The 24,598-nt window shown below is 72.8% G+C and carries 25 protein-coding genes; 13 read left to right on the forward strand and 12 right to left on the reverse strand.

The genetic code is table 11. The features are described from left to right. Positions 1 to 143 precede the first annotated feature (143 nt). Positions 144 to 824, reverse strand: a complete 681-nt coding sequence (locus ACFV1W_RS27715; RefSeq protein ID WP_380419965.1) for a PH domain-containing protein — start codon at positions 822 to 824, stop codon at positions 144 to 146. Between the two features lie 167 nt (positions 825 to 991). On the opposite strand from ACFV1W_RS27715, the gene deoC reads away from it, so the two are divergent. The 5 genes from deoC to ACFV1W_RS27740 all read left to right on the forward strand — a co-directional run bounded on the left by deoC (position 992) and on the right by ACFV1W_RS27740 (position 5,717). Continuing rightward, positions 992 to 2,008, forward strand: a complete 1,017-nt coding sequence (deoC, locus tag ACFV1W_RS27720; RefSeq protein WP_380419966.1) for a deoxyribose-phosphate aldolase — start codon at positions 992 to 994, stop codon at positions 2,006 to 2,008. Between the two features lie 5 nt (positions 2,009 to 2,013). Further along, positions 2,014 to 3,510, forward strand: a complete 1,497-nt coding sequence (locus tag ACFV1W_RS27725; RefSeq protein ID WP_380419967.1) for an aldehyde dehydrogenase family protein — start codon at positions 2,014 to 2,016, stop codon at positions 3,508 to 3,510. Then, positions 3,503 to 4,408, forward strand: coding sequence for an aldehyde dehydrogenase family protein (locus tag ACFV1W_RS27730; protein WP_380419968.1), 906 nt, complete (start codon positions 3,503 to 3,505; stop codon positions 4,406 to 4,408). Before ACFV1W_RS27725 ends, ACFV1W_RS27730 begins: the two co-directional genes overlap by 8 nt. 215 nt (positions 4,409 to 4,623) lie before the next feature. After that, the gene (locus ACFV1W_RS27735; protein ID WP_380419969.1) at positions 4,624 to 5,031 is read left to right on the forward strand and encodes a hypothetical protein; all 408 of its coding nucleotides are present in this window, start codon (positions 4,624 to 4,626) and stop codon (positions 5,029 to 5,031) included. A 47-nt stretch (positions 5,032 to 5,078) separates the two neighbouring features. After that, complete coding sequence (locus tag ACFV1W_RS27740; protein ID WP_380419970.1) at positions 5,079 to 5,717, forward strand: ATP-binding protein; 639 nt, start codon at positions 5,079 to 5,081, stop codon at positions 5,715 to 5,717. Between the two features lie 253 nt (positions 5,718 to 5,970). Here the strand turns inward: ACFV1W_RS27740 and ACFV1W_RS27745 are convergent, their stop codons facing one another. After that, entirely contained in the window at positions 5,971 to 6,936 is a 966-nt protein-coding gene (locus tag ACFV1W_RS27745; protein WP_380419971.1) for a SigE family RNA polymerase sigma factor, read from the reverse strand. A gap of 270 nt (positions 6,937 to 7,206) precedes the next feature. Here ACFV1W_RS27745 and ACFV1W_RS27750 point away from each other — a divergent pair, with 270 nt between their 5' ends. The 4 genes from ACFV1W_RS27750 (at position 7,207) to ACFV1W_RS27765 (ending at position 10,504) form a co-directional block, all read left to right on the forward strand. After that, positions 7,207 to 7,884, forward strand: coding sequence for a response regulator transcription factor (locus tag ACFV1W_RS27750; protein WP_030257458.1), 678 nt, complete (start codon positions 7,207 to 7,209; stop codon positions 7,882 to 7,884). 47 nt (positions 7,885 to 7,931) lie between these two features. Next, positions 7,932 to 9,473: an ATP-binding protein gene (locus ACFV1W_RS27755; RefSeq protein WP_380419972.1), complete on the forward strand. Its 1,542-nt coding sequence runs from the start codon at positions 7,932 to 7,934 to the stop codon at positions 9,471 to 9,473. Further along, positions 9,470 to 9,787, forward strand: a complete 318-nt coding sequence (locus ACFV1W_RS27760) for a hypothetical protein (RefSeq protein WP_380419973.1) — start codon at positions 9,470 to 9,472, stop codon at positions 9,785 to 9,787. The genes ACFV1W_RS27755 and ACFV1W_RS27760 overlap by 4 nt, the downstream gene beginning before the upstream one ends. A gap of 93 nt (positions 9,788 to 9,880) precedes the next feature. Further along, positions 9,881 to 10,504 (forward strand): VanZ family protein, encoded by a 624-nt coding sequence (locus ACFV1W_RS27765; RefSeq protein WP_380419974.1) that lies wholly within the window; start codon positions 9,881 to 9,883, stop codon positions 10,502 to 10,504. Here the strand turns inward: ACFV1W_RS27765 and ACFV1W_RS27770 are convergent. Beyond that, the gene (locus ACFV1W_RS27770) at positions 10,453 to 11,187 is read right to left on the reverse strand and encodes a PhzF family phenazine biosynthesis protein (protein ID WP_380419975.1); all 735 of its coding nucleotides are present in this window, start codon (positions 11,185 to 11,187) and stop codon (positions 10,453 to 10,455) included. The genes ACFV1W_RS27765 and ACFV1W_RS27770 overlap by 52 nt on opposite strands. Before the next feature lie 155 nt (positions 11,188 to 11,342). On the opposite strand from ACFV1W_RS27770, the gene ACFV1W_RS27775 reads away from it, so the two are divergent. Next, positions 11,343 to 11,897 (forward strand): hypothetical protein, encoded by a 555-nt coding sequence (locus ACFV1W_RS27775; protein WP_380419976.1) that lies wholly within the window; start codon positions 11,343 to 11,345, stop codon positions 11,895 to 11,897. A gap of 76 nt (positions 11,898 to 11,973) precedes the next feature. Here ACFV1W_RS27775 and ACFV1W_RS27780 read toward each other — a convergent pair whose 3' ends face one another. Continuing rightward, positions 11,974 to 13,335, reverse strand: a complete 1,362-nt coding sequence (locus tag ACFV1W_RS27780) for a hypothetical protein (protein WP_380419977.1) — start codon at positions 13,333 to 13,335, stop codon at positions 11,974 to 11,976. Between the two features lie 410 nt (positions 13,336 to 13,745). Here ACFV1W_RS27780 and ACFV1W_RS27785 point away from each other — a divergent pair, with 410 nt between their 5' ends. Then, a complete protein-coding gene (locus ACFV1W_RS27785; protein ID WP_380419978.1) occupies positions 13,746 to 13,931 on the forward strand; it encodes a PspC domain-containing protein in 186 nt (61 codons plus the stop codon). Positions 13,932 to 14,018: 87 nt separating this feature from the next. Here ACFV1W_RS27785 and ACFV1W_RS27790 read toward each other — a convergent pair whose 3' ends face one another. The 3 genes from ACFV1W_RS27790 to ACFV1W_RS27800 all read right to left on the reverse strand — a co-directional run bounded on the left by ACFV1W_RS27790 (position 14,019) and on the right by ACFV1W_RS27800 (position 16,854). Beyond that, positions 14,019 to 14,378: an ATP-binding protein gene (locus ACFV1W_RS27790; protein WP_380419979.1), complete on the reverse strand. Its 360-nt coding sequence runs from the start codon at positions 14,376 to 14,378 to the stop codon at positions 14,019 to 14,021. Between the two features lie 212 nt (positions 14,379 to 14,590). After that, positions 14,591 to 15,748 (reverse strand): adenosine deaminase, encoded by a 1,158-nt coding sequence (locus ACFV1W_RS27795; RefSeq protein WP_380419980.1) that lies wholly within the window; start codon positions 15,746 to 15,748, stop codon positions 14,591 to 14,593. Positions 15,749 to 15,885: 137 nt separating this feature from the next. Then, positions 15,886 to 16,854, reverse strand: coding sequence for a LysR family transcriptional regulator (locus ACFV1W_RS27800; RefSeq protein WP_380419981.1), 969 nt, complete (start codon positions 16,852 to 16,854; stop codon positions 15,886 to 15,888). Between the two features lie 92 nt (positions 16,855 to 16,946). On the opposite strand from ACFV1W_RS27800, the gene ACFV1W_RS27805 reads away from it, so the two are divergent. Continuing rightward, positions 16,947 to 18,233, forward strand: coding sequence for an MFS transporter (locus ACFV1W_RS27805; protein ID WP_380419982.1), 1,287 nt, complete (start codon positions 16,947 to 16,949; stop codon positions 18,231 to 18,233). Positions 18,234 to 18,259: 26 nt separating this feature from the next. After that, positions 18,260 to 18,679 (forward strand): Uma2 family endonuclease, encoded by a 420-nt coding sequence (locus ACFV1W_RS27810; RefSeq protein ID WP_380419983.1) that lies wholly within the window; start codon positions 18,260 to 18,262, stop codon positions 18,677 to 18,679. Positions 18,680 to 18,743: 64 nt separating this feature from the next. Here ACFV1W_RS27810 and ACFV1W_RS27815 read toward each other — a convergent pair whose 3' ends face one another. The 5 genes from ACFV1W_RS27815 to ACFV1W_RS27835 form a co-directional block, all read right to left on the reverse strand. Continuing rightward, entirely contained in the window at positions 18,744 to 20,021 is a 1,278-nt protein-coding gene (locus ACFV1W_RS27815; RefSeq protein WP_380419984.1) for a thymidine phosphorylase, read from the reverse strand. A gap of 96 nt (positions 20,022 to 20,117) precedes the next feature. Beyond that, complete coding sequence (locus ACFV1W_RS27820) at positions 20,118 to 20,510, reverse strand: cytidine deaminase (RefSeq protein WP_380419985.1); 393 nt, start codon at positions 20,508 to 20,510, stop codon at positions 20,118 to 20,120. Continuing rightward, positions 20,507 to 21,799, reverse strand: a complete 1,293-nt coding sequence (locus ACFV1W_RS27825) for an ABC transporter permease (protein ID WP_380419986.1) — start codon at positions 21,797 to 21,799, stop codon at positions 20,507 to 20,509. Before ACFV1W_RS27825 ends, ACFV1W_RS27820 begins: the two co-directional genes overlap by 4 nt. Continuing rightward, complete coding sequence (locus ACFV1W_RS27830) at positions 21,796 to 22,950, reverse strand: ABC transporter permease (RefSeq protein ID WP_380419987.1); 1,155 nt, start codon at positions 22,948 to 22,950, stop codon at positions 21,796 to 21,798. Before ACFV1W_RS27830 ends, ACFV1W_RS27825 begins: the two co-directional genes overlap by 4 nt. A gap of 3 nt (positions 22,951 to 22,953) precedes the next feature. Continuing rightward, the gene (locus ACFV1W_RS27835; RefSeq protein ID WP_380420008.1) at positions 22,954 to 24,480 is read right to left on the reverse strand and encodes an ABC transporter ATP-binding protein; all 1,527 of its coding nucleotides are present in this window, start codon (positions 24,478 to 24,480) and stop codon (positions 22,954 to 22,956) included. Positions 24,481 to 24,598: the final 118 nt, after the last annotated feature.

A 24,598-nucleotide genomic window follows, 5' to 3' on the forward strand; every position in this document is an offset into this window, starting at 1 on the left:
CAAGGATCCGGCACAACGGCCCACCGTGGACGGGCTGTTGAGGATGATCGCGGAGGGGGCCCGGGAACGGACGGTCCAGCTGCGGACGGGGCCGGGGGGGGCGGCCCGGGCGGCCGCCGGCGCCCCCCCCCCCGCGTCCGGGTTCAGACGGCGATCACGGTGATCAGGGCGACCAGGCCCACCAGCGCGGGCGCGATGACCCACCAGCACCAGCGGACGACCACCGGCCCGGCCGCGCCGGGGCGGGTGCCGTTGCGCTCGGCCATCTCCTGGAGGACGTCCGTCACCTGGTCGGACCAGGCGCGGGTGGGGTCGGGGGCGCCCTGGACGACCGGGTTGGTCCGGCCGGCGAGTCCCAGCCCCAGCCCCGTCCGGGAGGCGTGCTCGGCGTTGCCGCGGCTGCGGGCCCGGGTGGCGCGCTTGCGCTGGCGCAGCGAGACCGGGACGGCCCACACCTGGTACTTCTTCTCGCCGGCCAGCAGCTCGACGGAGTACCCGGCGCGCAGCGCGGCGACCGAGGCCCAGGGGGCGGTGATGGTGCGCCACGGGTTGCGGACGACGAGGCGGTCGCTGCCGGCGAACACCGCCGGGCGCAGCGTGTAGGCGATCACCGGGAAGGCGAACACCGGCACCGCGGCGAGGGCGACGTACGGGGTCTTGCCGGTGCCGGTCACCACCGCGTCGCCGATCAGCCACGCGGCGACGGCGAGCAGGAGCACGCCGGAGATCACGCCGGGGACGGAGCGGTACACGCGGTCCGCGTACTCGGGTTCCCCGCCGGGGGCGGCCGGGCCCTGGTGGGGCTTGCCGTCGGATTCGGTCATGGCGTCGATTCTGCCCCATCCGCCCCTCACCGGCGGGTCTCGGTCCGGCCACGAATGGCAGGCCGGAGCGCCGGGTGGCCGAGGTCTCGGTCCGGCCACGAAAGGCCGCCGGAAAGGTGGTCGCCCTAGCGGTCGACTACGCGCGTAGATATGCTGGTCTGGTGACTATGTCCACTGTTGCAGCCAATGCCCTCCCCCAGCCTGGCGGCCGGGAGGTACCCCCAGGCGTTGCGGACAGCGGCCTCGCGGACGTTGCGGCGTCCGAGGCCTCGCTCCGCCGCTTCCTGCACGGCCTGCCCGGCGTCGACCAGGTCGGCCTCGAAGCCCGCGCCGCCTCCCTGGGCACCCGCTCGATCAAGACCACGGCGAAGGCGTACGCCATCGACCTGGCGATCTCCATGATCGACCTGACCACACTGGAGGGCGCGGACACGGTCGGCAAGGTGCGCGCCCTGTGCGCCAAGGGCAGGACCCCCGACCCGACCGACCCGACCACCCCGCGCGTCGCCGCCATCTGCGTCTACCCGGACATGGTCGCCACCGCCAAGGACGCCCTGCGCGGCACCGACATCCAGGTCGCCTCGGTGGCCACCGCCTTCCCGGCCGGCCGCGCCGCCCTCCCGGTCAAGCTCGCCGACACCGCCGACGCGGTGGCCGCGGGTGCCGACGAGATCGACATGGTGATCGACCGCGGTGCCTTCCTCTCCGGCCGCTACTTCGACGTCTACAACGAGATCGTCGCCGTCAAGGAGGCGTGCAAGCGCCCGGACGGCACCTCCGCCCACCTCAAGGTGATCTTCGAGACCGGCGAGCTGCAGACGTACGACAACGTGCGCCGCGTCTCCTGGCTGGCGATGCTGGCCGGCGCCGACTTCATCAAGACCTCCACCGGCAAGGTCGCCGTCAACGCGACCCCGCCGGTCACCCTGCTGATGCTGGAGGCAGTCCGCGACTTCCGCGCCGCCACCGGCGTCCAGGTCGGCGTGAAGCCGGCCGGCGGCATCAAGACCACCAAGGACGCCATGAAGTACCTGGTGATGGTCAACGAGACGCTCGGCGACGACTGGCTGACCCCGCACTGGTTCCGCTTCGGCGCCTCCAGCCTGCTCAACGACCTGCTGATGCAGCGCCAGAAGCTCGCCACCGGCCGCTACTCCGGCCCCGACTACGTGACGGTGGACTGATCACCATGGCCAAGAAGAAGAACATCGAGGAGCCCGCGGCCAAGCCGGCCGGAGGCCTCTTCGCCTACGCCCCGGCCCCGGAGTCCCCCGCCGCCGCGGGCGACATCGCCACCTCGTACGGCCACTTCATCGGCGGCGAGTTCGTCGACTCCTCCGGCAGCGAGGCCCTGAAGACGGTCAACCCGGCCACCGAGCAGGTGCTCGCCGAGTTCGCCCAGGGCACCGACGAGGACGTGGAGCGCGCCGTCGCCGCCGCCCGCAAGGCCTTCGCCGACTGGTCGTCACTGCCCGGCAGCGAGCGCGCCAAGTACCTGTTCCGGATCGCCCGGATCATCCAGGAGCGCAGCCGCGAGCTGGCCGTGCTGGAGTCGATGGACAACGGCAAGCCGATCCGCGAGACCCGCGACTTCGACATCCCGACCGTCGCCGCGTGGTTCTTCTACTACGCGGGCTGGGCGGACAAGCTGGACTACGCCGGCTTCGGCGCCAACCCGCGCCCGCTGGGCGTGGCCGGCCAGGTCATCCCGTGGAACTTCCCGCTGATGATGCTGGCGTGGAAGATCGCGCCCGCGCTGGCGACCGGCAACACGGTCGTCCTCAAGCCGGCCGAGACCACCCCGCTGACGGCCCTGCGCTTCGCCGAGATCTGCCGCCAGGCCGGTCTGCCGAAGGGCGTCGTCAACATCGTCACCGGCGACGGCCGCACCGGCGCCGCGCTCACCGCGCACCCGGACGTCAACAAGGTCGCCTTCACCGGCTCCACCCCGGTCGGCCGGGCGATCGCCAAGCAGCTGGCCGGCAGCCGCAAGAAGCTGTCGCTGGAGCTCGGCGGCAAGGCCGCCAACATCGTCTTCGACGACGCGCCGATCGACCAGGCGGTCGAGGGCATCGTCAACGGCATCTTCTTCAACCAGGGCCACGTCTGCTGCGCGGGCTCGCGCCTGCTGGTCCAGGAGTCCGTCCAGGACGAGGTGCTGGACGCCCTGAAGCGCCGGATGGCCACCCTGCGGGTCGGCGACCCCCTGGACAAGAACACCGACATCGGCGCGATCAACTCGGCCGCCCAGCTGGCCCGGATCACCGAGCTGACCGAGGCCGGCGAGGCCGAGGGCGCGGACCGCTGGTCGCCGGAGTGCGAACTCCCGGGCACCGGCTTCTGGTTCAAGCCGACCCTGTTCACCGGCGTCAGCCAGGCCCACCGGATCGCCCAGGAGGAGATCTTCGGCCCGGTGCTGTCGGTGCTGACCTTCCGCACCCCCGAGGAGGCGGTCGCGAAGGCCAACAACACCCCGTACGGCCTCTCCGCCGGCATCTGGACGGAGAAGGGCTCGCGCATCCTCTGGATGGCCAACAGGCTCAAGGCCGGCGTGGTCTGGGCCAACACCTTCAACAAGTTCGACCCGACCTCGCCGTTCGGCGGCTACAAGGAGTCGGGCTACGGCCGCGAGGGTGGCCGCCACGGTCTGGAGCCCTACCTGAATGTCGAGGCCCGAGATGTCTGACACGACCATCCAGCGTCTTGACGTCCTCAAGACCTACAAGCTGTACGTCGGCGGGAAGTTCCCGCGCTCCGAGAGCGGACGGGTGTACGAGGTGACCGACTCGAAGGGCGAGTGGCTCGCCAACGCCCCGCTGGGCACCCGCAAGGACACCCGTGACGCCGTCCTGGCCGCCCGCGCGGCGGTCAAGGGCTGGGCCGGCACCACCGCGTACAACCGCGGCCAGGTGCTGTACCGGGTGGCCGAGATGCTGCAGGGGCGCCGCGAGCAGTTCGCCGCCGAGGTGTCGCTCTCCGAGGGCATCGGCCCGAAGAAGGCCGCCGCGCTGGTGGACGCCGCGATCGACCGCTGGGTCTGGTACGCGGGCTGGACGGACAAGGTCGCCCAGATCGCGGGCGGTGCCAACCCCGTCGCCGGGCCGTACTTCAACCTCTCCACCCCGGAGCCGACCGGCGTGGTCGGGATCGTCGCCCCGCAGGCCGGCTACGGGCACTCGCTGCTCGGCCTGGTCTCGGTGATCGCCCCGGCGATCGCCACCGGCAACACGGTCGTGGTCGCGGCCGCCGCGGACGCCCCGCTGCCCGCGCTGTCGCTGGGCGAAGTGCTCGCCACCTCGGACGTCCCGGGCGGCGTGGTCAACATCATCTCGGGCCGCACCGCGGACATCGCCCCCACGCTGGCCTCGCACCAGGACGTCAACGCGCTGGACCTCACCGGGGCCATCGCCGCCGACGGCCCCGGCGCGGCGCCCGCCCTGGAGGCCGCCGCCGCCGATACCCTGAAGCGGGTGGTCCGTCCGGAGCTGGACCCGTTCGCCCAGGACTGGACCAATGCGCCCGGTACGGACCGGCTACTCTCGTTCCTGGAGACGAAGACGGTCTGGCACCCGATGGGGATCTGACCCTCCCCGCTCCACCGCGTCACAACTCCACAGACTGGCCGTCCCCAGCGCCCTCTCCCCCCCAGGGCCCGGGCGGTCATTGGACGGACCCGCGCCTCTCCCCCCCTGGCGCGGGTCCGTCGACTTTCGTCACCGTCCCAGCCGACTTTCGGCGCTCGCCGTGCGCATGCGTCCGGACCACAATCCTCGGTACCGACACCGTCGAGGGGGGCGCCGTGGGGGAGTTGATCGCCGAGCTGATGCCGCTGTTCGCGGACGGGTTCGTCCGCAGGTGGCACGTGGCCCGGGTCCGCCGCCGACTGGCCGCGGGGAAGCCGGTACGGGTGCCCTGTTCGGCCCGGTCCGAGCGGCCCGGCTGGCAACGCGAGTACGTCAACGGCAGGTTGGGCATCACCCCGGGTGCCACGGCGGTGAGCTTCGGCTCCCGTGTCCTTGGTCACGTCGATCTGCCCACCGGGGGCACCTTCCACGAGCCCGAGCCCGACACCTGGCACTCCCAGGACTGGGCCGCCACCGCCTACCAGCCGCCCGGCGGCGGCCGCCCCGTGTACCTCCAGGTCGACAGCCGCTACCTGCCGGTGGTCCACCTCGCCTTCGCCCGTCCCGAGTCGCAGAAGGTGTGAGCCGGACGGTTTCGGCAACCGGCCGGGATGCGTCAGACTGGTGTCCCGTGAGTGACTCCCCCATGAATCCCGCGCCGACGGCCCATGCCCGGGTGATCCTGCTCTCCGGGCCCTCCGGATCGGGGAAGTCCTCGCTGGCCGAGCGCAGCGGGCTGCCGGTGCTCCAGCTGGACGACTTCTACAAGGACGGGGACGACCCCACCCTGCCCCGGCTGCCCGACGGCGCCGTGGACTGGGACTCCCCGCTCGCCTGGCACCGCGACCAGGCCGTCGCCGCCATCCGCGCACTGTACGAGGACGGGCGCACCGAGGTGCCGGTGTACTCGATCCCGGACAACGGCCGGGTCTCCACCCGCCCGCTGGACCTGGGCGGCGCGACCGCGTTCATCGCCGAGGGCATATTCGCCGCCGAGATCGTCGCCGAGTGCGCGGCCGAGGGCCTGCTCGGGGACGCCCTGTGCCTGCGCAACGGCGCGCTCACCACGGCCTGGCGCCGACTGCGCCGGGACGTCCGCGAGGGCCGCAAGTCGCTGCCGGTGCTGCTGCGCCGGGGCTTCCGGCTGATGCGGGCCGAGCGGGCCATCGTCGGCCGGCAGGTCGAACTCGGCTCGTACCCGTGCGCCGGAGCGGAGGCCGAGCGGCGGGTTCGCGCGGCGGCCGGGCCGCTGGAGCTCTCCGCGGTCTGAACGCCGGCGGCGGAAAGCCGGGCCGACGGAACGGCGGCCCGACAGAACGGCGGGCCGACGGAACGGCGGCCCGCCGACGAGAACGACGACGGGCCCGGTGCGTCTCCCCCGCACCGGGCCGTCGCCTGCCGAACGGCCTCGGCTCCCCACAGGCACCGCTCCCCCGAGCCGGCGCCCCCGAACCGCAACCGTCCGCTACCCGTCCCCCGACGGGAGTCCTCTTGCCCCCCTGGCCCCCAGGGTCCCCTCGGCCCTAGGCGACCAGCTCACCGAACGCCCGGACGGTGTCGCCCGACTTGTTCAGGTGCTCGTCGTCGCGCAGCCGGCGCAGCGCGCGCCAGATGCTGCTCTTGACCGTGCCGACGCTGATCCCCAGGACGTCGGCGATCTCCGGGTCGGTCTTGCCCTCGTAGTACCGCAGCACCAGCATGGTCCGCTGGTTCTCCGGCAGCTTCGCCAGCGCCTGCCAGAGCACGGTGCGCAGCTCGGTGCCGCCCATCGCGTCGGTGTCGCCGGCCGTCTCCGGCAGCTCCTCGGTCGGGTACTCGTTGACCTTGCGGCGCCGCCAGGCGGAGATGTGCAGGTTGGTCATGGTGCGGCGGAGGTAGCCCCCGACCGCGGCCTTGTCGGTGATCCGGCCCCAGGCGCGGTAGGTGCTGAAGAGCGCGCTCTGCAGCAGGTCCTCGGCCTCGTAGCGGTCACCCGTGAGGTGGTACGCCGTGGCGTACAGGGAGGCGCGGCGCTCGCGCACGTACGCGGTGAACTCCGTGATGTGGTCCTCCGCGACGGCCGGGTGCTCCCCCTGCGCGTCTCCCTGTCCCGCCTCGGTGGTGCGGGCCGGTGCGGGGTTCAGCCGCAGCAGCGTCGCACCGGCGGCCTCGCGGCCGGTCGGCTCCCCCGAACCGACCGCCCGCAGGCCGCTGTTCCCCCGGTTGTCCTTGCCCTCGGCGCGGACGGGGAGGATCCCCCGCAGCGTGAGGGTGTTGGCGGAGTCGACCGCACTCCCCAGTCGGCCGATCCCGTACAGCTCCCCCGTCCTGCCGCCGCCGCTCACCCGGCGGGCGACAGGGTTTCCACCGGTGCTGTGCGCGCACCCCCGTACGGTCACGGCACCGGAGTTCTCGTCGGTCCTGACCTCGTACCGGGTCCGGTGCGTGGTCGCTGACGAACGCGCGGTGCGGACAGCCGGGTTGGTCCGGGTCTGAAGCATGGCGTTCATCGTGCGCCCCCTGGGTCGGTACGAGCAGTTCCTGTTGCCGCCCTCCAGCCGGCCCTTGCGGCCCGCTGTCCTGCGGCGACATGGAAAATCCTGCCCGCCGGTTGTGATGGCGCTGTCCGCCGACTGTCACAGGGGTGTCACAGGGGCGGGCCTTTCGTCCCGGTCCGGCTCCCTCCCTACCGGACGCCGGTGGGCGTCCTTCCGGTTCCCGTACGGGCGGTGACCGGTCCGGGGGGTGATTCGGCGCTTTCCGTGAGCCAAAATGGGGCCGTGCCTTTCCTCCTACTGATCGAGGACGACGACGCCATCCGCACCGGCCTCGAACTCGCCCTCACCCGCCAGGGCCACCGCGTGGCCACCGCCGCCTCCGGCGAGGACGGTCTGAGGCTCTTCAAGGAGCAGCGGCCCGACCTGATCGTGCTGGACGTCATGCTGCCCGGGATCGACGGCTTCGAGGTCTGCCGTCGGATCCGCCGCACCGACCAGCTGCCGATCATCCTGCTCACCGCACGCTCGGACGACATCGACGTGGTGGTGGGCCTGGAGTCCGGCGCCGACGACTACGTGGTGAAGCCGGTGCAGCCGCGCGTGCTGGACGCCAGGATCCGGGCGGTGCTGCGGCGCGGCGAGCGGGAGAGCTCGGACTCCTCCGCGTACGGCAGTGTGGTGATCGACCGGGCCGCGATGACCGTCACCAAAGACGGCCAGGACCTCCAGCTCACCCCGACCGAGCTGCGGCTGCTGCTGGAGCTCAGCCGCCGCCCCGGCCAGGCGCTCTCCCGCCAGCAGCTGCTGCGGCTGGTCTGGGAGCACGACTACCTCGGCGACTCCCGCCTGGTGGACGCCTGCGTGCAGCGGCTGCGGGCGAAGGTCGAGGACGTGCCGTCCGCGCCGACGCTGATCCGCACCGTGCGCGGCGTCGGCTACCGGCTGGACCCCCCCGCCTGACCCTCCCCGTTCCGAACCCCTGAACTCCCGTACGACGACAGGCTCTTGTGACTGACCATCAGCAGACTGCCCGGCGGTTCTCGTCCGGCCCGTGGCGGCGGCTGCGCTCCTTGCGGGTGCGGCTGATCGCGGTGTTCGCGGCCGTCGCGCTGCTCGCCGCCGTCTCGGCGTCCGGCATCGCGTACTGGCTGAACCGGGACGCGGTGCTCAAGCGAGCCCAGGACACCGCGCTGAACGACTTCCGGGTCTCGCTCAGCCGCAACGTCTCCGACCTGCCGCTGAACGCCAGCTGTCCGGAACTCGCCGCGCTGGCCTCCACCGTGGCGAGCTCCGGCCTGACCTACGACGTGGTCGTGGTGGACGGGGCGCACCCGGAGTGCCCGGCCTCGTCCGACCCGACGCACTTCACGCTGGCCGACGTCCCGGCGGCGCTGCAGACCACCGTCGCCAAGCCGCGCGAGGTCACCGAGACCAACCCGTACCCGTACCACCTGTACTGGCAGCGGCAGAACCTGGAGGGCCGCCCGTTCGTGATCGGCGGCACCAAGGTGCTGCCGAACGGTCCGACGGCGTACATGTTCAAGTCGCTGGAGAACGAGCGGGCCGACCTCAACACGCTGGGCTGGTCGCTGGCCATCGCCACGCTGCTGGCGCTGATCGGCTCGGCGCTGCTCGCCCAGGCCGCCTCGGCGACCGTACTGCGGCCGGTCAAGCGCCTCGGCGAGGCCGCCAAGCGGCTCGGCGAGGGGCACCTGGACACCCGGCTGGAGGTCGAGGGCTCGGACGAACTCGCCGACCTGGCCCGGACGTTCAACCGGGCCGCGGAGTCGCTGCACGAGCAGGTCGAGGAGCTGAGCGCGCGCGAGGCGCAGAGCCGGCGGTTCGTCGCCGACATGTCGCACGAACTGCGCACCCCGCTGACCGCGATGACCGCGGTGACCGACATCCTGGAGGACGAGGCGGAGTCGCTGGACCCGATGATCGAGCCGGCCGTCCGGCTCGTGGTCAGCGAGACCCGGCGGCTGTCCGACCTGGTGGAGAACCTGATGGAGGTCACCCGCTTCGACGCGGGCACCGCCAAGCTGGTCGCCGACGAGGTGGACGTCGCCGACCTGATCATGTCCTGCATCGACGGCCGGGCCTGGTACGACGCGGTCGAACTGGACGCCCCGCGGGGCATCCTGGCCGTGGTCGACCCGCGCCGGCTCGACGTGGTCTTCGCCAACCTGATCGGCAACGCCCTCAAGCACGGCGGCTCGCCGGTGCGGGTCAAGGTCCGGCAGACCGAGGACTCGGTCGTGGTCGAGGTCTCCGACAGCGGCCCCGGCATCCCCGAGGACGTGCTGCCGCACGTCTTCGACCGCTTTTACAAGGCCGACCGGGGGCGGGCCCGCTCGGAGGGCAGCGGCCTGGGGCTGTCCATCGCGATGGCCAACGCCCAGATCCACGGGGGGACGATCACGGCGGCGAACGGGGAGGTCGGCGCGGTGTTCACCCTCACCCTGCCGCTGACCCCGCCACCGCCGCCGTCCGCGGGCGGGGCCGAAGGCGGCCCCGCCGGCGACGACGAGCACAAGGACGCCACGTGACCTCCCCCACCCGCACCACCCTGCGCCGCACCGCCGGCGTGCTGCTCCTGCTCGCACTGGCCTCCGGCTGCGGCATCCGGCCGACCGCCGTACCGGTCGACGCCGGCGCGCCCGCCAGCCGGACGGCCTGCCCGACCGCCCCGCACATACCGACCGCCCTGGCCACCCCGACCGGCCCGGCCCCGACCCTCACCCCGACCCGCGGCGCCGCCAAGGCCGCCGGTCCGAGCCCCTCGCCGACCCCGGTGGCGCCCGGCTCTCCGCCGCCCGACAACGCGTTCAGCGCGGTGCCCACGGCCGCGCCGTGCCGCTGAGGCGTGTCCGGCGGAGGGGGAAACGGGAGCGCGTCCTGGAATGTTCACGTCCGAGACGGAACCGGCGCGCCCCAGGCCCACGTCCTTCCCCCCGTGCAGCGAGATGGCGGGCGTTCCGGCGCTCGGACCCAGAGCAGGGCGACGGCAGCCGTCCACCGTCCCTTCCGGCTGGCCGGGCTGGCGGGCCTGGCCCTCCACCTGACGCTGGTGCTCTGGCTGGTGCTCAGACCGCTGCCGGTGGCCTGGGTGTACGACGCCAACCTGACTCCGCTGGCCTCGCTCCGCTCCTCGACCACCTGGCAGGTGGTCGGCGAGTTCCTGCTGCTCGCCCCGCTCGGCGTGCTGCTCCCGCTGGCCGGCGGCCGGGTCCGGGCCCCCTGGCTGCCGTCCTTCCTGCGCACCACGGGCGTCTCCGCCCTGCTGGCGACCGGCCTGGAGTTCCTCTCCTCCTGGACGCCCGGACACGTGCTCAACGTGGACCACATACTGTTCGCCGTGCTGGGCGTGGTGATCGCCCACCTCGCCCTGGTGCCCGGCCTGCGCCACCTGCTGCAGGCCCCCCGGCCGAAGCCGCGGGCCCCGCGAGTGTCCGCCCTGACCGTCCCGCCGGTGGCCGCCACCGTCGCCCCGGCGGTGGCGGCCGTACCCGCGGCGCGGGCGCGCGCCTACGCGGAGCCGACGCCCCCCACCCGCCCGCTCGCCCCCGGGCGCTCCTGATCCGACGCGAATCGTCGGACCCGCCCTGACCCGCTCCAAGCCCCCGCGGGCACCACCCGGCCGCCGACCTCGACCAGCCCGCCCGGGCGCGGGCCCGCCATCAGCTGCGAACCCCGGCCCTGGGTGACGGTCAGCGCCCGCCCGAGGTGCCCCGCCAGCAACAGGGCCGCCGCCCCGGTCGCCTCGTCCTCGTCGATCCCGTCGCCCCGACCGGGGAACGCCCGTGCCCGGACCGTACCGGCCGCCTCGTCCTGCCAGGCCCAGGCGTAGACCCACTCCCCCGGCGGCGGCACCTCCAGCGCCTCCACCTCGGCCGCCGAACCGTACTGCCGCAGCGTCCGCCCCGGGGCCCACTCCGGGCGGGCCTCGATCCGGGTCAGCCCGCCCTCGTGCCGAACGGCCACCACCCCGGCGGCGGTGACGAGTTGCCCGACGCCGAGCAGCCAGGCCGCCCCCACGCACGGGTGACCCGCGAACGGCAGGCGCACGCTCGGGGTGTAGATGTCGATCTCCCCGCGTTCCGGATCGTCGACGAACACCGTCTCGCTGAAGCCGAGTTCACGCGCAAGCTCCTGCCGAGCCGCCCGCCCGGGCACGGCGGCACCGTCCCGCACCACCCCGAGCGCGTTCCCGTGCCGCCCGTCCGGCCCGCAGAAGACCCGCAGCACCTCATGGTCGGTCATTTCCCACCTCGTCAACTTCTCCTGCGGCGCAGCACGGACACAGCGCAACGACACCGTGACGAAAAGACGACGACGGATGTCGGTCGCCTCCAGTACTGTGCGCTCTCGTCCCCAGGCGGTTCCCGCCGTTTTTCTCCCCCCACAGGAAACCCCCCTTGAACAATCTCGACTTCAGCGCCGATCCGATGTTCTCCTGGTACGTCGTCCTGCTGGCGTTCAGCGGCATCACCATGGTGGTCCTCGGGGTACTGCCGCTGCGCGGCCTGAAGGCCGGCCTGCGGATCATCAACATCGTCATCGGCATCGCGTTCGCGGGCTACGCCTACTACCTCGCGTTCGACTTCGAGGGCACTACGTACCGGATCTTCTACCAGGCGCTGATCCTGCCGGTCGCCATGATCGTCGCCACGGTGAAGGCGGTCGTCGAGCGGAGCAACGAGAAGAACCGGCCGACCCCGCCGGCCGGGGCGTACGACCCGAACGCGCCGTACAGCCCTGCCGCGGCCCACGCGCCCGGCACCGCCCAGCCGGCCGCGTTCAACCCGAACGCCCCGGTCGCCCCGAATGTCCCGGTGTCCCCGGTCGCCGCGCAGGCCGGCCCGTCCGTGCCGCCGCAGGGCGCCTCGCCCTACCAGCCGGGCGCGCCGGCCCAGCCGGTGGCGGACAACCCGTACGCCCAGCCGCAGCCGCCGCAGCAGCCGGCCGGCTGAGCCGCCGCACGAAGGCCGAAGGCCCGTCCGTCCCCGCTCCGCAGCGGGTGACGGGCGGGCCTTCGGCCGTACCGGGTCAGTCTCGGGCGCCCCGGGCGCCGTTGCGGCGGCGGGCCACGACCAGGGTGCCGATGCCGAGGGCGATCGCGGTCGCGCCGGTGACGGCCATCGGGGCGGAGGAGGAGCCGCCGCCGGTGGAGGCGAGCCGGGCGGCGGACACAGCGGCCGGGGCGGGGCCCGTGACCGCGGCGGCGGCCTGCACGGTGTCGGCCGCCGGGCTCGGAGCGCCGGTGGTGACCTGCGCGGCCGGGACGGCGGCGGGGGCGGTGGACGGCTCGGGGGCGGGCTCGGCCGTGCCGGTGGCAGGGGCGGGGGCGGGGGCGGGGGCGCCGGTGGGGCCCGCCGGGCCCACGATGGTGAAGTCGGCCTTCGGGCTGAACGCCTCGGCCGGGCTCTCACCCGCGCCGGGCAGGGTGCCCGCGACGGCGACCAGGGACTCGGCGAGGGCCGGGGCGTCCTTGGTGAAGGCCAGCCGGAGGTTGATCGTCCTGGTCCCGCCCTTGGGCAGGGTGATGACGTCGGCGTCCTTGCTGCCCGTCCGCAGCGCCTGGTAGAGCCAGGCCGGGTGGTCCGGGTCGCCGCCGGGGCTGCCCGCCAGCCAGTCCCCGTTCGGCGTCTGGAACTCGAACCCGACCGTCCCGGAGGGAAGGAGTCCCTGCCCCTGGAACACGACCGCGGGCACCAGCCGGAGTTCCTTGCCGCTGTTGTTGGTGAGGACCAGCTGGAACGGCTTCGCCTTCCCGCCCGCCGTGAAGACGGCGGGGACCCCGTCGAGCCTGACGTCCGCCGTGGCCGCGGGCGTGGTGGCCGGGGTGGTCGGCGTGACCGCCGGGACGATCACCAGGTTCCCGTAGCCGCTCATCGCGTACGAGATCCGCTGCTCCGGCGGCAGGGCGGGGTCCGCGACCACGGAGTTGAAGCCCGGAGTCACCCGCCCGGCCGGGGCGTCGGCGGTGACGGTGAGCCGCAGGCGGTAGACGGCCTCGGTGCCGGGCGCCAGGTGCGGCCCGGCGGTCCGGTCGATGTCCCAGAGGCCACCGGCGATCCCGCCGCTCGCCGTGGCGTCCTTCCACTGCGTGGCGCCGGGGGACTGGTACTCCAGCTTGAACTGGCTCGGCTTGGTGCCGATACCGGTGTCCGCGACGGTGAGGACCGAGCCCAGCACGTCGACCTGGTGGTCGGCGGTGTTCCTGAGGGTCGCGGAGAACTCGATCGGCGCGCCGCCCGCCTTGACCGTGTCGGGCAGGCCGACGAGGGTGACCGTGACCGGCGAGGAGGCCTGGGCGCCCTGGGTCGCACCGGCGGCCGGCGGGGCCGCCAGGGCGGCCGGGGCCGCTGCCACGGCGACGCCGGAGACCAGGGCGGCAGTGGCGGCCACGGCGAGGATTCTGCAGGGCTGATTGCGCAAGGGAACCTCACGGAGGAATTCGGGCGTAACCCGGAAAGAGTGCGAAATCGCAGGCGTGAGGGGCCCGTTGAGGCCGTACTGGCGCCGCCGCGTGCCCCCCACCAGCAACGACCGCGGAATCATATCCCCCGGCTCGGACGGCTCCGTGAACGGGCCCTCCGCCCCCACACGCTCCCGACCGGACGGCCTCCGAGCCGCCCGGCACCCCGCCGGCCTCCGGGGCATCCCTGAGACGGACCCCGACGCGGGCGTACGCCTTCCCGGTGACCCGCCGGGGTCGGGAATCGCCTGGCGGGCGGAGGACTCCGGGCCGTCGGCGGCGGAGCATGGAAGTACGCCCGCCGGACCGACCGGCCGGGTGGCAGCCCCGAGGAGTCTCGATGACCGCCCGCCTCGCCCGTCCCCGCCACAACCGCGTCATCGCCGGCGTCTGCGCCGGGATCGCCGAGCGCTTCGGCATGGCGCCGTTCACCGTCCGGCTGATCTTCCTGCTCTCCTGCCTGCTGCCCGGTCCGCAGTTCCTGATCTACCTCGCGCTGTGGGTGCTGCTCCCCCAGGAGCCGTGAGGCCGTACGGGCGGGGCACGACGACGGGCCGCCCGCCCCCGGGGTTCTCCGGGGGCGGGCGGCCCGTCGTGGTGCCGGTGGCCGGGATCAGCCGCCGAGGCCGGGCAGGACGCCCGTCAGTCCGCCGACGGGGGTCTTGTCCAGGCCGGGGATGGACGGAACGCCGGTGCGCTGCTGGGTGACCCCGGCGATCGGGGTGGCGTCTGCGGGCACGGCCTGGCCGGCGGTCGGGGCCAGGGTGCCGAGCGTGCCGGCGACCTTCTCGCCGCCGGGCAGCTTGGCGGCGGTGTCCGTGACCGCACCGGTCACCGCGGGGTTCGTCACCGCGCCGGTGGGCAGCCCGAGGCCGCCGGCCGCCTGGCCGGCCGCGGAGGCGGTGCCGGCGCCGACCGCCGCGATGGCGATGCCGAGCGCCGCGGTGCCGGCGGCCTTGAGAGCCTGCTTCATGGTTCGTCCCCTTGGGTCCTCATCGGTGGCCGACGTCGCGCGGCCCGGCGAACGGACGACCGCCGCCACGACCTGTCAGCAATGACTGGCACACCGTAGTGACAGGGTCGCGCGAGAACCAAAGGGCGTTCACTCACCCGAGTGACTAGTCAGATGAACGCCAACTCCCTTTCCAGGAAGCGGCGTTCACCCGACCGCGGGAGCGCGTCGGCTCAGTTGGCGCCGGCACCCGCGCTGAACAGCCACTCCGCCTTGAGCTCGGCGTAGCCCGGCTTGATCACGTCGTTGATCATCGCCAGCCGCTCGTCGAAGGGCAGGAACGCGGACTTCATCGCGTTCACCGTGAACCACTCCATGTCGCCCAGCGTGTAGCCGAAGGCGTCCACCAGGTGCCCGAACTCCTGGCTCATGCTGGTGCCGCTCATCAGCCGGTTGTCGGTGTTCACGGTGACCCGGAACTTCAGCCGGCTGAGCAGCCCGATCGGGTGCTCGGCGTACGAAGTGGCCGCCGCCGTCTGGAGGTTGGAGGTCGGGCACATCTCCAGCGGGATGCGCTTGTCGCGCACGTACGCGGCCAGCCGGCCCAGCGCGACGCTGCCGTCCTCGTTGACCGTGATGTCGTCCACGATCCGCACGCCGTGGCCGAGCCGGTCGGCGCCGCAGCACTGCAGGGCCTCCCAGATCGACGGCAGGCCGAAGGCCTCGCCCGCGTGGATGGTGAAGTGGTTGTTCTCGCCCTTGAGGTAGTCGAAGGCGGCCTGGTGGCGGGTGGGGGGGTAGCCGGCCTCGGCACCCGCGATGTCGAAGCCGACGACGCCCTGGTCGCGGTGGCGGTTGGCGAGTTCGGCGATCTCCTGCGAGCGGGCGGCGTGCCGCATCGCGGTGATCAGGGTGCCGATGCGGATCCGGTTGCCGGCGGCGCGGGCGTTGGCCTCGCCGAGGCGGAAGCCCTCCTGGACGGCCTCGACGACCTCGTCCAGGGTCAGGCCGCCCTCCAGGTGCTGCTCGGGGGCGTAGCGGACCTCGGCGTACACGACGCCGTCGGCGGCCAGGTCCTCGGCGCAGTCGGCGGCGACCTTGACCAGGGCCTCGCGGGTCTGCATGACGGCGCAGGTGTGCGCGAAGGTCTCCAGGTAGCGCACCAGCGAGCCGGAGTCGGCGGCCTCGCGGAACCACTCGCCGAGTTCCTTGACGTCCGTGGTGGGGAGACCGTCGTAGCCGGTCGCGGCGGCGAGCTCGACCACGGTCTCCGGGCGCAGTCCGCCGTCGAGGTGGTCGTGCAGCAGGACCTTCGGCGCGCGGCGGATCTGGTCGGGGGTGGGAATGCGCGGGCCCGTGCCCGCGGTGGTGACGGGGATCTGCTTCTCCATTGCGGAAATATAGCCCCTACGCGCGTAGACCGCCTACCGCGGACACCACCGGATGGTCCAAAGTCCGCCCCGAATTCCTCCTCCCGGTCCATACGATCCGCCAAAACGGTCGCGGTCCGAACCGGTCGCGGTCCGCCTCAGTCGTGGTGCAGCAGCCGCCCGCGCCGGGACAGCACGAAGTCACGGAACGCCGCCACCGGCGGCGTCAGCGGCCTGCCCGTCGCCCAGGCCAGGCCGATCGCCCGGCGGGTCCGCGGCGCGGTCACCTCCAGCTCGACCACCCCCGGCCGCGGCACCAGGGCCGGCGGCAGCAGCGCCACCCCCAGCCCGGCCGCCACCAGCCCGCGCAGGGTCTCGGTCTCCTCCCCCTCGAAGGCCAGCCGGGGCACGAACCCGGCCTGGGCGCAGAAGCCGTCCGTGATCATGCGCAGCCCGTACCCCTGCTCCAGGCCGACGAACGGTTCCTCGGCCACCTCCGCCAGCCGGATCCGCCGCCGCCCGGCCAGCCGGTGGTCCGCCGGGACGACGAGGTGCAGCCGCTGCTCGTCCAGCGGGCGGGCCGTGAAGACCGGATCGTCCGGCAGCGGCGCCACCAGGCACAGGTCCAACTCCCCCGCGCGCAGGCGCTCCAGCATCGCCGTGCCGTAGTCCTGCACCAGCTGGAACCGCACCTGCGGGTGCGCCGCCCGGAACCCGCGCAGCAGCGCCGGAACGGCGTCCGGCCCCATCGTGTGCAGGAAGCCGAAGGCCACCCGCCCCACCGCCGGGTCCGCCTCCGCCCGGGCCGCCTCCGCGCCGCGCTCCAGCTCCGCCAACGCCCGCTCCACCGAGGCCAGCAACAGCCGGCCCGCCCTGGTCAGCCGGACCGCCCGGCCCTGACGGGCCAGCAGGTCCACCCCCAGTTCCTCCTCCAGCCGGGCCACCGCGCGCGACAGCGTCGGCTGCGGCACCCCGAGCAGCGCCGCCGCCTGTGTCACGTGCTCCAGCCGGGCCACCGCGGCGAACTGCGCCAGCCGGGGCGCCAGCAGCACGGCGGGCTCGTCCGGCCCCAACTCGGCCGCCCGGTACCGCTGCTCCGTTCCGTCCGACACATCCGCCACGGTCATCCGCGCCCCACCTCGACTCATACGCCAGTGCATCGATCATCCACTCTTCATGCATTGGACGCATCAACCGCGCCGGGCCTACCGTCGACGACATGCAGCCCTCCGATACCAGGGCATCCGTGACCGCCCCGGATGCCTCCACCGCCCGCACCCCCGGCGCCCTCGGCCACGACGACCGCCACCGCCCCGGCCAGCGCGACTTCCGCCGCGCCAACCTCGCCCTGTTCGCCGCCGGGATCGCGACCTTCGTCCTCCTCTACTCCACCCAGGGCCTGCTGCCGATCCTCTCGGCCGACCTCGACCTCACGCCCGGCCAGGCCAGCTGGACGGCCTCCGCCGCCACCCTCGGCCTCGCCCTCGGACTGCTCCCCGCCAGCGCGCTGTCCGACCGCTACGGCCGCACCGCGGTGATGACGGCCTCCACCCTCGCCGCCTCCGCCGTCGCCGTCGCCCTGCCCCTCGCACCCGACCTCACCACCCTCGTCGTACTGCGCGTCGTCCAGGGCACCGCGCTCGCCGGCCTTCCCGCCACCGCGATGGCCTACCTCGCCGAGGAGGTCCACCCCAGCGCGCTGGCCTCCGCGATGGGCCTGTACGTGGCCGGCAACAGCATCGGCGGCATGGGCGGCCGGCTGCTCTCCGGCTGGACCGCCGCCGCCCTCGGCTGGCGCTGGGGCCTGGCCGCCTCCGCCGCCCTCGCCCTGCTGGCCGCGCTCGCCTTCCGGCTGCTGATCCCCGCCGCCCGGCACTTCACCCCGGCCCCGGTGGACGCCCGCGCCCTCGCCCGTACGGTCGGCCGGCACCTGCGCAACCCGCTGCTGGTGCGGCTGTACGCGCTCGGAATGCTGTTCATGGCGGTGTTCGGCGCCGTCTACAACACCGTCGGCTACCGGCTGACCGCCGCGCCGTTCCGCCTGCCGGAGTCGATCGCCGCGTCGATCTTCGTGGTCTACCTGGTCGGCACCGGCACCTCCGCCGCGGCCGGCCGCCTCTCCGCCCGCCTCGGCCGCCGCGGTGCCCTCTACGTCGCCGTCGGCGTCACCGCCGCCGGCCTGCTGCTCTCGCTCGCCGACTCGCTCCCCTGCGCCCTGCTCGGCCTGGTGCTGATCACCGCGGGCTTCTTCGCCGGCCACGCCACCGCCTCCGCCGCCGTCGGCCGCACGGCCACCGAGGGCCGCGCCCAGGCCTCCGCGCTCTACCTGATCGCCTACTACCTGGGCAACAGCCTCGGCGGCACCCTCGGCGCCGACGCCTACCACTCCACCGGCTGGCCCGGCGCCGCCGCCGTCGGCCTCACCGCCATGACCCTGGCTGCGGCGGTCACCCTCTACGCCACCCACCAGGCGCACACCACGAGGCGAGCGGTCGCGGACGCTTGACAGCGGGCGCCGATACGCTCCGGGATATGAGCGTCGATCCTGCAGTGTTCGCCCGGTTGCGTGAGATCGCGGATCAGCTGCCGCAGGTGCCGGGGATAGGGAAGGTCGGGATCGCCGAGGGCGAGATCGTCACGACGCTGTCGCCGGTGAAGCGTCATGAGCTGGCCGTCATCCGCCTTGCGCGGCAGCTCAACGCCCAGCTGCCCCAGACTCATCCGGGGTACATCGCCCACGGGGGCGCGGACCTGGAGGACGTGGGCCTTGGCCGGCTCCGGAACCCGGACCTGATGGTTTTCCCGGAGGCGAATCTGGACGACGACAACCCCGCCTTCCTCCCCCACGAGATCCCTCTCGTCGTGGAGGTCGTCTCCAAGTCCAACCCTGAGAACGACTACCACGGCGGTCCCTGGACCCTCGACACCAGCGTCCTGCGGACCTACGCCTGAGCTCACACTCGAAGGGAGCCGTACCCAGCGGGTACGGCTCCCTTCGACCACTGGTCGACCAGGATCAGGCGATGCGGTCCAGCACGATCGGGTTCGGGGTGAACGCCGTGCCCTCCGGGGAGACCTCGATGCCGCCGGCCAGCGCCTCGATGGCGTAGTCGTAGCGCTCCGGGGTGTCGGTGTGGAGGGTCAGCAGGGGCTGGCCGGCCACCACGGTGTCGCCGGGCTTGGCGTGCATCTCGACGCCGGCGCCGGCCTGCACCGGGTCCTCCTTGCGGGCGCGGCCGGCGCCCAGGCGCCAGGCGCAGACGCCGACGGCGTAGGCGTCCAGCGCGGTGAGCACGCCGGAGGCGGGCGCGGGGATGACGTGCTGCTCGCGGGCGACCGGGAGCGGGGCGTCGACGTCGCCGCCCTGGGCGGCGATCATGCGGCGCCAGTGGTCCATCGCGGAGCCGTCGCGCAGGGCGTCGGCCGGGTCCTTGCCGTGCACGCCGGCCGCGGCGAGCATCTCGCGGGCGAGCGCGAGGGTGAGCTCGACGACGTCGGCCGGGCCGCCGCCGGCCAGGACCTCGACGGACTCGCGGACCTCCAGCGCGTTGCCCGCGGTGAGGCCGAGCGGGGTGGACATGTCGGTGAGCAGGGCGACGGTGTTGACGCCGGCGGTGGTGCCCAGGCCGACCATGGTGCGGGCGAGCTCGCGGGCGTCGTCGATGTTCTTCATGAAGGCGCCGGAGCCGACCTTGACGTCCAGCACCAGCGCGCCGGTGCCCTCGGCGATCTTCTTCGACATGATCGAGGAGGCGATCAGCGGGATGGCCTCGACGGTGCCGGTGACGTCGCGCAGCGCGTACAGCTTCTTGTCGGCGGGCGCGAGGCCGTCGCCGGCCGCGCAGATGACCGCGCCCGCGTCGCGCAGCACGTCCATCATCTCGTCGTTGGAGAGGAGGGCGCGCCAGCCGGGGATGGACTCCAGCTTGTCCAGGGTGCCGCCGGTGTGGCCGAGGCCGCGGCCGGACAGCTGCGGGACGGCCGCGCCGCAGGCGGCGACCAGCGGGGCGAGCGGGAGGGTGATCTTGTCGCCGACGCCGCCGGTGGAGTGCTTGTCGCTGGTGGGAAGCGGCAGCGAGGAGAAGTCCATCCGGACGCCGGAGCGGATCATCGCCTCGGTCCAGCGGCTGATCTCTCGCGGCTTCATGCCGTTCAGCAGGATCGCCATGGCGAGCGCGGACATCTGCTCGTCGGCGACCTCGCCACGGGTGTAGGCGTCGATGACCCAGTCGATCTGAGCGTCGCTCAGCTCTCCGCGGTCGCGCTTGGTCCTGATGACGGAGATGGCATCCATGCGTGCTCCAAGAAGGGGTTCAAAAGCGAAGAGTGTCGCGAGATGACCGGGTTTCGGCCCACTCGCGACACTCTACGCGCGTAACAGAAAGAGAGGCTAGAGCCGCTCCGGCCCGAACGCGTCGGGCAGGACCTCGCTCATCGGCTTCACGCCGGAGGGCAGCTCGACCAGCAGCCCGGGGCCGCCGTGCTCGTACAGCAGCTGGCGGCAGCGCCCGCACGGCATCAGCAGTTCGCCCTCGCCGTCGACGCAGGTGAAGGCGACCAGCCGGCCGCCGCCGGAGGCGTGCAGCGCGGACACCAGCCCGCACTCGGCGCACAGCCCGAGCCCGTACGAGGCGTTCTCCACGTTGCAGCCGCTGACCAGCCGGCCGTCGTCCACCAGCGCCGCCGCGCCGACCGGGAACTTGCTGTACGGGGCGTACGCGTGGCCCATCGCCTCGCGTGCCGCCTCGCGCAGCCGCGCCCAGTCGATCACGGGCGCCGTCACTTGCCCTGGCCCTTGCGGTAGATCTGGCCGTCGGCCTTGGGCATCCGCAGGCGCTGCGAGGCCAGCGAGAGCACCACCAGGGTGATCAGGTACGGCGTGGCGACGATCAGCGGACGCTGAACCTCGTCGGTCAGCGCGTACCAGGCGCCCAGCCCGCCGGCCACCACGAGGGAGATCACCGTCGCGGTGAACTTGCGGCGGTACAGCTGCCACAGGGCGAGCAGCGCCATCGCGATCGCGACGATCAGGATCAGCACGTGGACCGACTCCGGGTCGCGCAGTTGGAGGCTGTCGGTGAAGCCGAACAGGCCGGCGCCCATGGCGAGACCGCCGGGCATCCAGTTGCCGAAGATCATCGCCGCGAGGCCGATGAAGCCGCGGCCCAGGGTCTGGCCGTCCTTGTAGAAGTGCGCGGCGACCAGCGAGAGGTACGCACCGCCGAGGCCCGCGAAGGCGCCGGAGGCGATGACCGCCATGTACTTGTACTTGTAGACGTTGACGCCGAGCGACTCCGCCGCGGTCGGGTTCTCACCGCAGGAGCGCAGCCGCAGGCCGAACACCGTGCGCCACAGCAGGAAGTAGCTGACCACGATCAGCACGGCGGCCAGCACCACGACCACCGAGAGGTTGGTGACCAGGCCGCCGAGCACGCCGGCGATGTCGGAGACCAGGAACCAGTGGTGGTTCTCGATGGTCTTCAGGCCCGAGGACAGCCCCGGAACGGTGATGTACGGCAGCGGATCCGCCGGCGGGGACTGGTTCGCCCCGGCACCGGCCGAGATGTAGTCCTTGTAGTAGATCCGGTTGACGTACGCGCAGATGCCGGGGATCAGCAGGTTGATGCCGACGCCGGAGACGATGTGGTCCACGCCGAAGGTGACGGTGATGATCGCGTGCAGCAGACCGCCGAGCGCACCGCCGAGCATGCCGGCCAGCAGACCGACCCACGGGTTGACCAGGTAACCGGCCCAGGCGCCGCAGAAGGTGCCGGCGACCATCATGCCTTCGAGGCCGATGTTGACCACGCCGGCCCGCTCGGACCAGAGACCGCCCAGACCGGCCATGCCGATCGGCACGGCGGAGCCGAGCGCGGCGGAGACCTGACCGGAGGAGGTCAGCGAGTGGTTGCCGGTGGCCATGCCCACGGCGGCGAACAGGACCAGGGCGCCCGCGATCAGGAGCAGGACGACCGGCCAGGAGAGCTTGCCCTTCTTCGCGGGCTTGCCCGACGGCTCTCCGAGCGGGAAGAGGAGCCTCTTCCGGTACTCGGTCGTGAAGTTCTGGCTCATGCCGCAACCTCCTTGTTGCTGGCCGCGGCGGCCTGGGCGGCGAGCTGGGCGCCGACCTTCTGCTGCTGGCGCTTCAGGCCGTAGCGGCGCACCAGCTCGTACGCGACGACGACGCAGATGACGATGGTGCCCTGCATGACCGCGACGATCTCGAACGGGAAGCCGCCCTTCAGCGGCAGCTGGGAGCCGGTGGAGTCCAGGAACGCGAACAGCAGCGCGGCGAAGGCCATGCCGATCGGGCTGTTCCGGCCGAGCAGGGCGATCGAGATGCCCAGGAAGCCCAGACCGGGCTGGAAGCTCTGCCCGTAGGAGTAGGAGTTCTGCAGCAGCTCGGGCAGGCCGATCAGACCGGCGATCGCGCCGGAGACCACCATCGAGGTGACGACCATGCGCTTCACGTTCACACCGGACGCGGTCGCGGCGGACTCCGAGCGGCCGGTGGCCCGCAGGTCGAAGCCGAAGCGGGTGCGGGTCAGCGTGAACTGGAACAGCACGCCCACCAGGACGGCGATGAAGAGGAAGCCCCAGAGGTCGCCACCGGCGGTGGGAATGCTGAAGAAGTGGCTGGAGTCCGAGACCGGGTTGGTCTGGATCGAGTTGCTGGTGCTGCTGGCCTTGGGCGCGAAGACGCCGGGGACGAGCAGCAGACCGACGATGGAGACCGCGATCGCGTTCAGCATGATGGTCGAGATGACCTCGCTGACACCGCGGTAGACCTTCAGCAGACCGGCGATGCTCGCGTACAGACCGCCGACCAGCATGGCGGTGACCAGCAGCAGCGGGATCTGGATGAACGCCGGCAGGTCGACCTGGGCGCCGACGAAGGCCGCGAACAGCGCCGCGACCTTGTACTGGCCCTCGACACCGATGTTGAACAGGTTCATCCGGAACCCGAACGCGGCGGCCGCGGCGGCCAGGTAGTAGGTGGTGGCCCGGTTGAGGATCAGCACCTGGCCGTCCGACTTGGTGGCGAACGTGATCATCACGTTCCACGCGTCGAACGGGTTCTTGCCCGAGGTCGCCAGCAGGACGGAGCAGATCGCGACGGACAGCACGACCGCGAGCACCGGCGCGGCCAGTGCGAGCACGATCCGCTCACCGCTGATCCGCTGCGCGAGACTGCGCTTGGCGGCGGGGTTGGGACTGGTCATGGGTTACTCCCCCGCCTGCGGCTTGTCGGCGGTGTCGGTGTGCGGGTGCTGGTCCGCCGCCTCGGTGCCCTCCGCGGCGACGGCCTGCGCCTCGGCGAGGGCCTCCGGGTCGGACTCCAGGTGGCCGGCGGCGGCACCGGTCATCGCGGTGCCGAGGTCCTCGGCGGTGACGGTGGCCGGGTCGGCGTCGGCGACCAGGCGGCCGCGGTAGATGACCCGGATGGTGTCGGAGAGGCCGATCAGCTCGTCCAGGTCGGCCGAGATCAGCAGGACGGCCAGGCCCTCCCGCTGGGCGGAGCGGATGTGCTCCCAGATCTGCGCCTGGGCACCGACGTCCACACCGCGGGTCGGGTGGGCGGCGATCAGCAGCTTGGGCTGGTGGCTCATCTCGCGGCCGATGATCAGCTTCTGCTGGTTGCCACCGGAGAGCGAGGCCGCGGTGACCTCGATGCCGGGGGTGCGGACGTCGTAGTCCCGGACGATCCGCAGGGTGTCCTCGCGGGCGGCGGTGGGCTTGAGCAGCGGACCGCTGGAGTTGGGCTCCTCGGTGACGTGACCGAGGATCCGGTTCTCCCAGAGCGGGGCCTCCAGCAGCAGGCCGTGCTTGTGGCGGTCCTCGGGGATGTAGCCGATACCGGCCTCGCGGCGGGCCCGGGTGAGGGTGCCGGAGAGGTCCTTGCCGTCCAGGGTGACGGTGCCGCCGTTCAGCGGCAGCATGCCCATGATGGCCTCGACCAGTTCGGCCTGGCCGTTGCCCTCGACACCGGCGATGCCGAGGATCTCGCCCTTGTGGATGCGCAGCGAGATGTCGTCCAGGACGACGCGCTCGATGCCCTCGGCGTCGGTCTTGGCGATCCGCAGGTCCTCGACGGCGAGCATCTCGGTGGTGGTGACGGTCGACTCGCGGCTCTCCGGGGAGGGCAGCTCGGCGCCGACCATCATCTCGGCCAGCTGCCGGGCGGTGACCGCCTTCGGGTCGGCGTCGCCGACCGTGGTGCCGCGCCGGATGACGCTGATCGCGTCGGCCACGGCCAGCACCTCGTGCAGCTTGTGCGAGATGAAGATGACCGTGACGCCCTCGGACTTGAGCTCACGCAGGTTGTCGAACAGCGCGTCGACCTCCTGCGGGACGAGGACGGCCGTGGGCTCGTCGAGGATCAGGATCTTGGCGCCGCGGTACAGCACCTTGAGGATCTCGACGCGCTGGCGGTCGGCGACGCCGAGGTCCTCGACCAGGGCGTCCGGGCGCACGCCCAGGCCGTACTGGTCGGAGATCTCCTTGATCTTCGCCTTCGCCTTGGCACCGATGCCGTAGAGCTTCTCGCCGCCGAGGACGACGTTCTCCAGCACGGTGAGGTTGTCGGCGAGCATGAAGTGCTGGTGCACCATGCCGATGCCGCGGGCGATGGCGTCGCCGGGGGTGTGGAACTCGCACTGCTCGCCGTTGATCGCGATGGTGCCCTCGTCCGGCCGCTGCATGCCGTAGAGGATCTTCATCAGCGTCGACTTGCCGGCGCCGTTCTCGCCCATCAGGGCGTGCACGGTGCCGGTGCGGACGGTGAGGTTGATGTCGTGGTTGGCCACGACGCCGGGGAAGCGCTTGGTGATGCCGCGCAGTTCGACGGCCGCTGTCGCCGTCCCCGCGCTG

It is taken from the genome of Kitasatospora sp. NPDC059648, from assembly GCF_042734825.1.
Taxonomy (GTDB): Bacteria; Actinomycetota; Actinomycetes; order Streptomycetales; family Streptomycetaceae; genus Kitasatospora.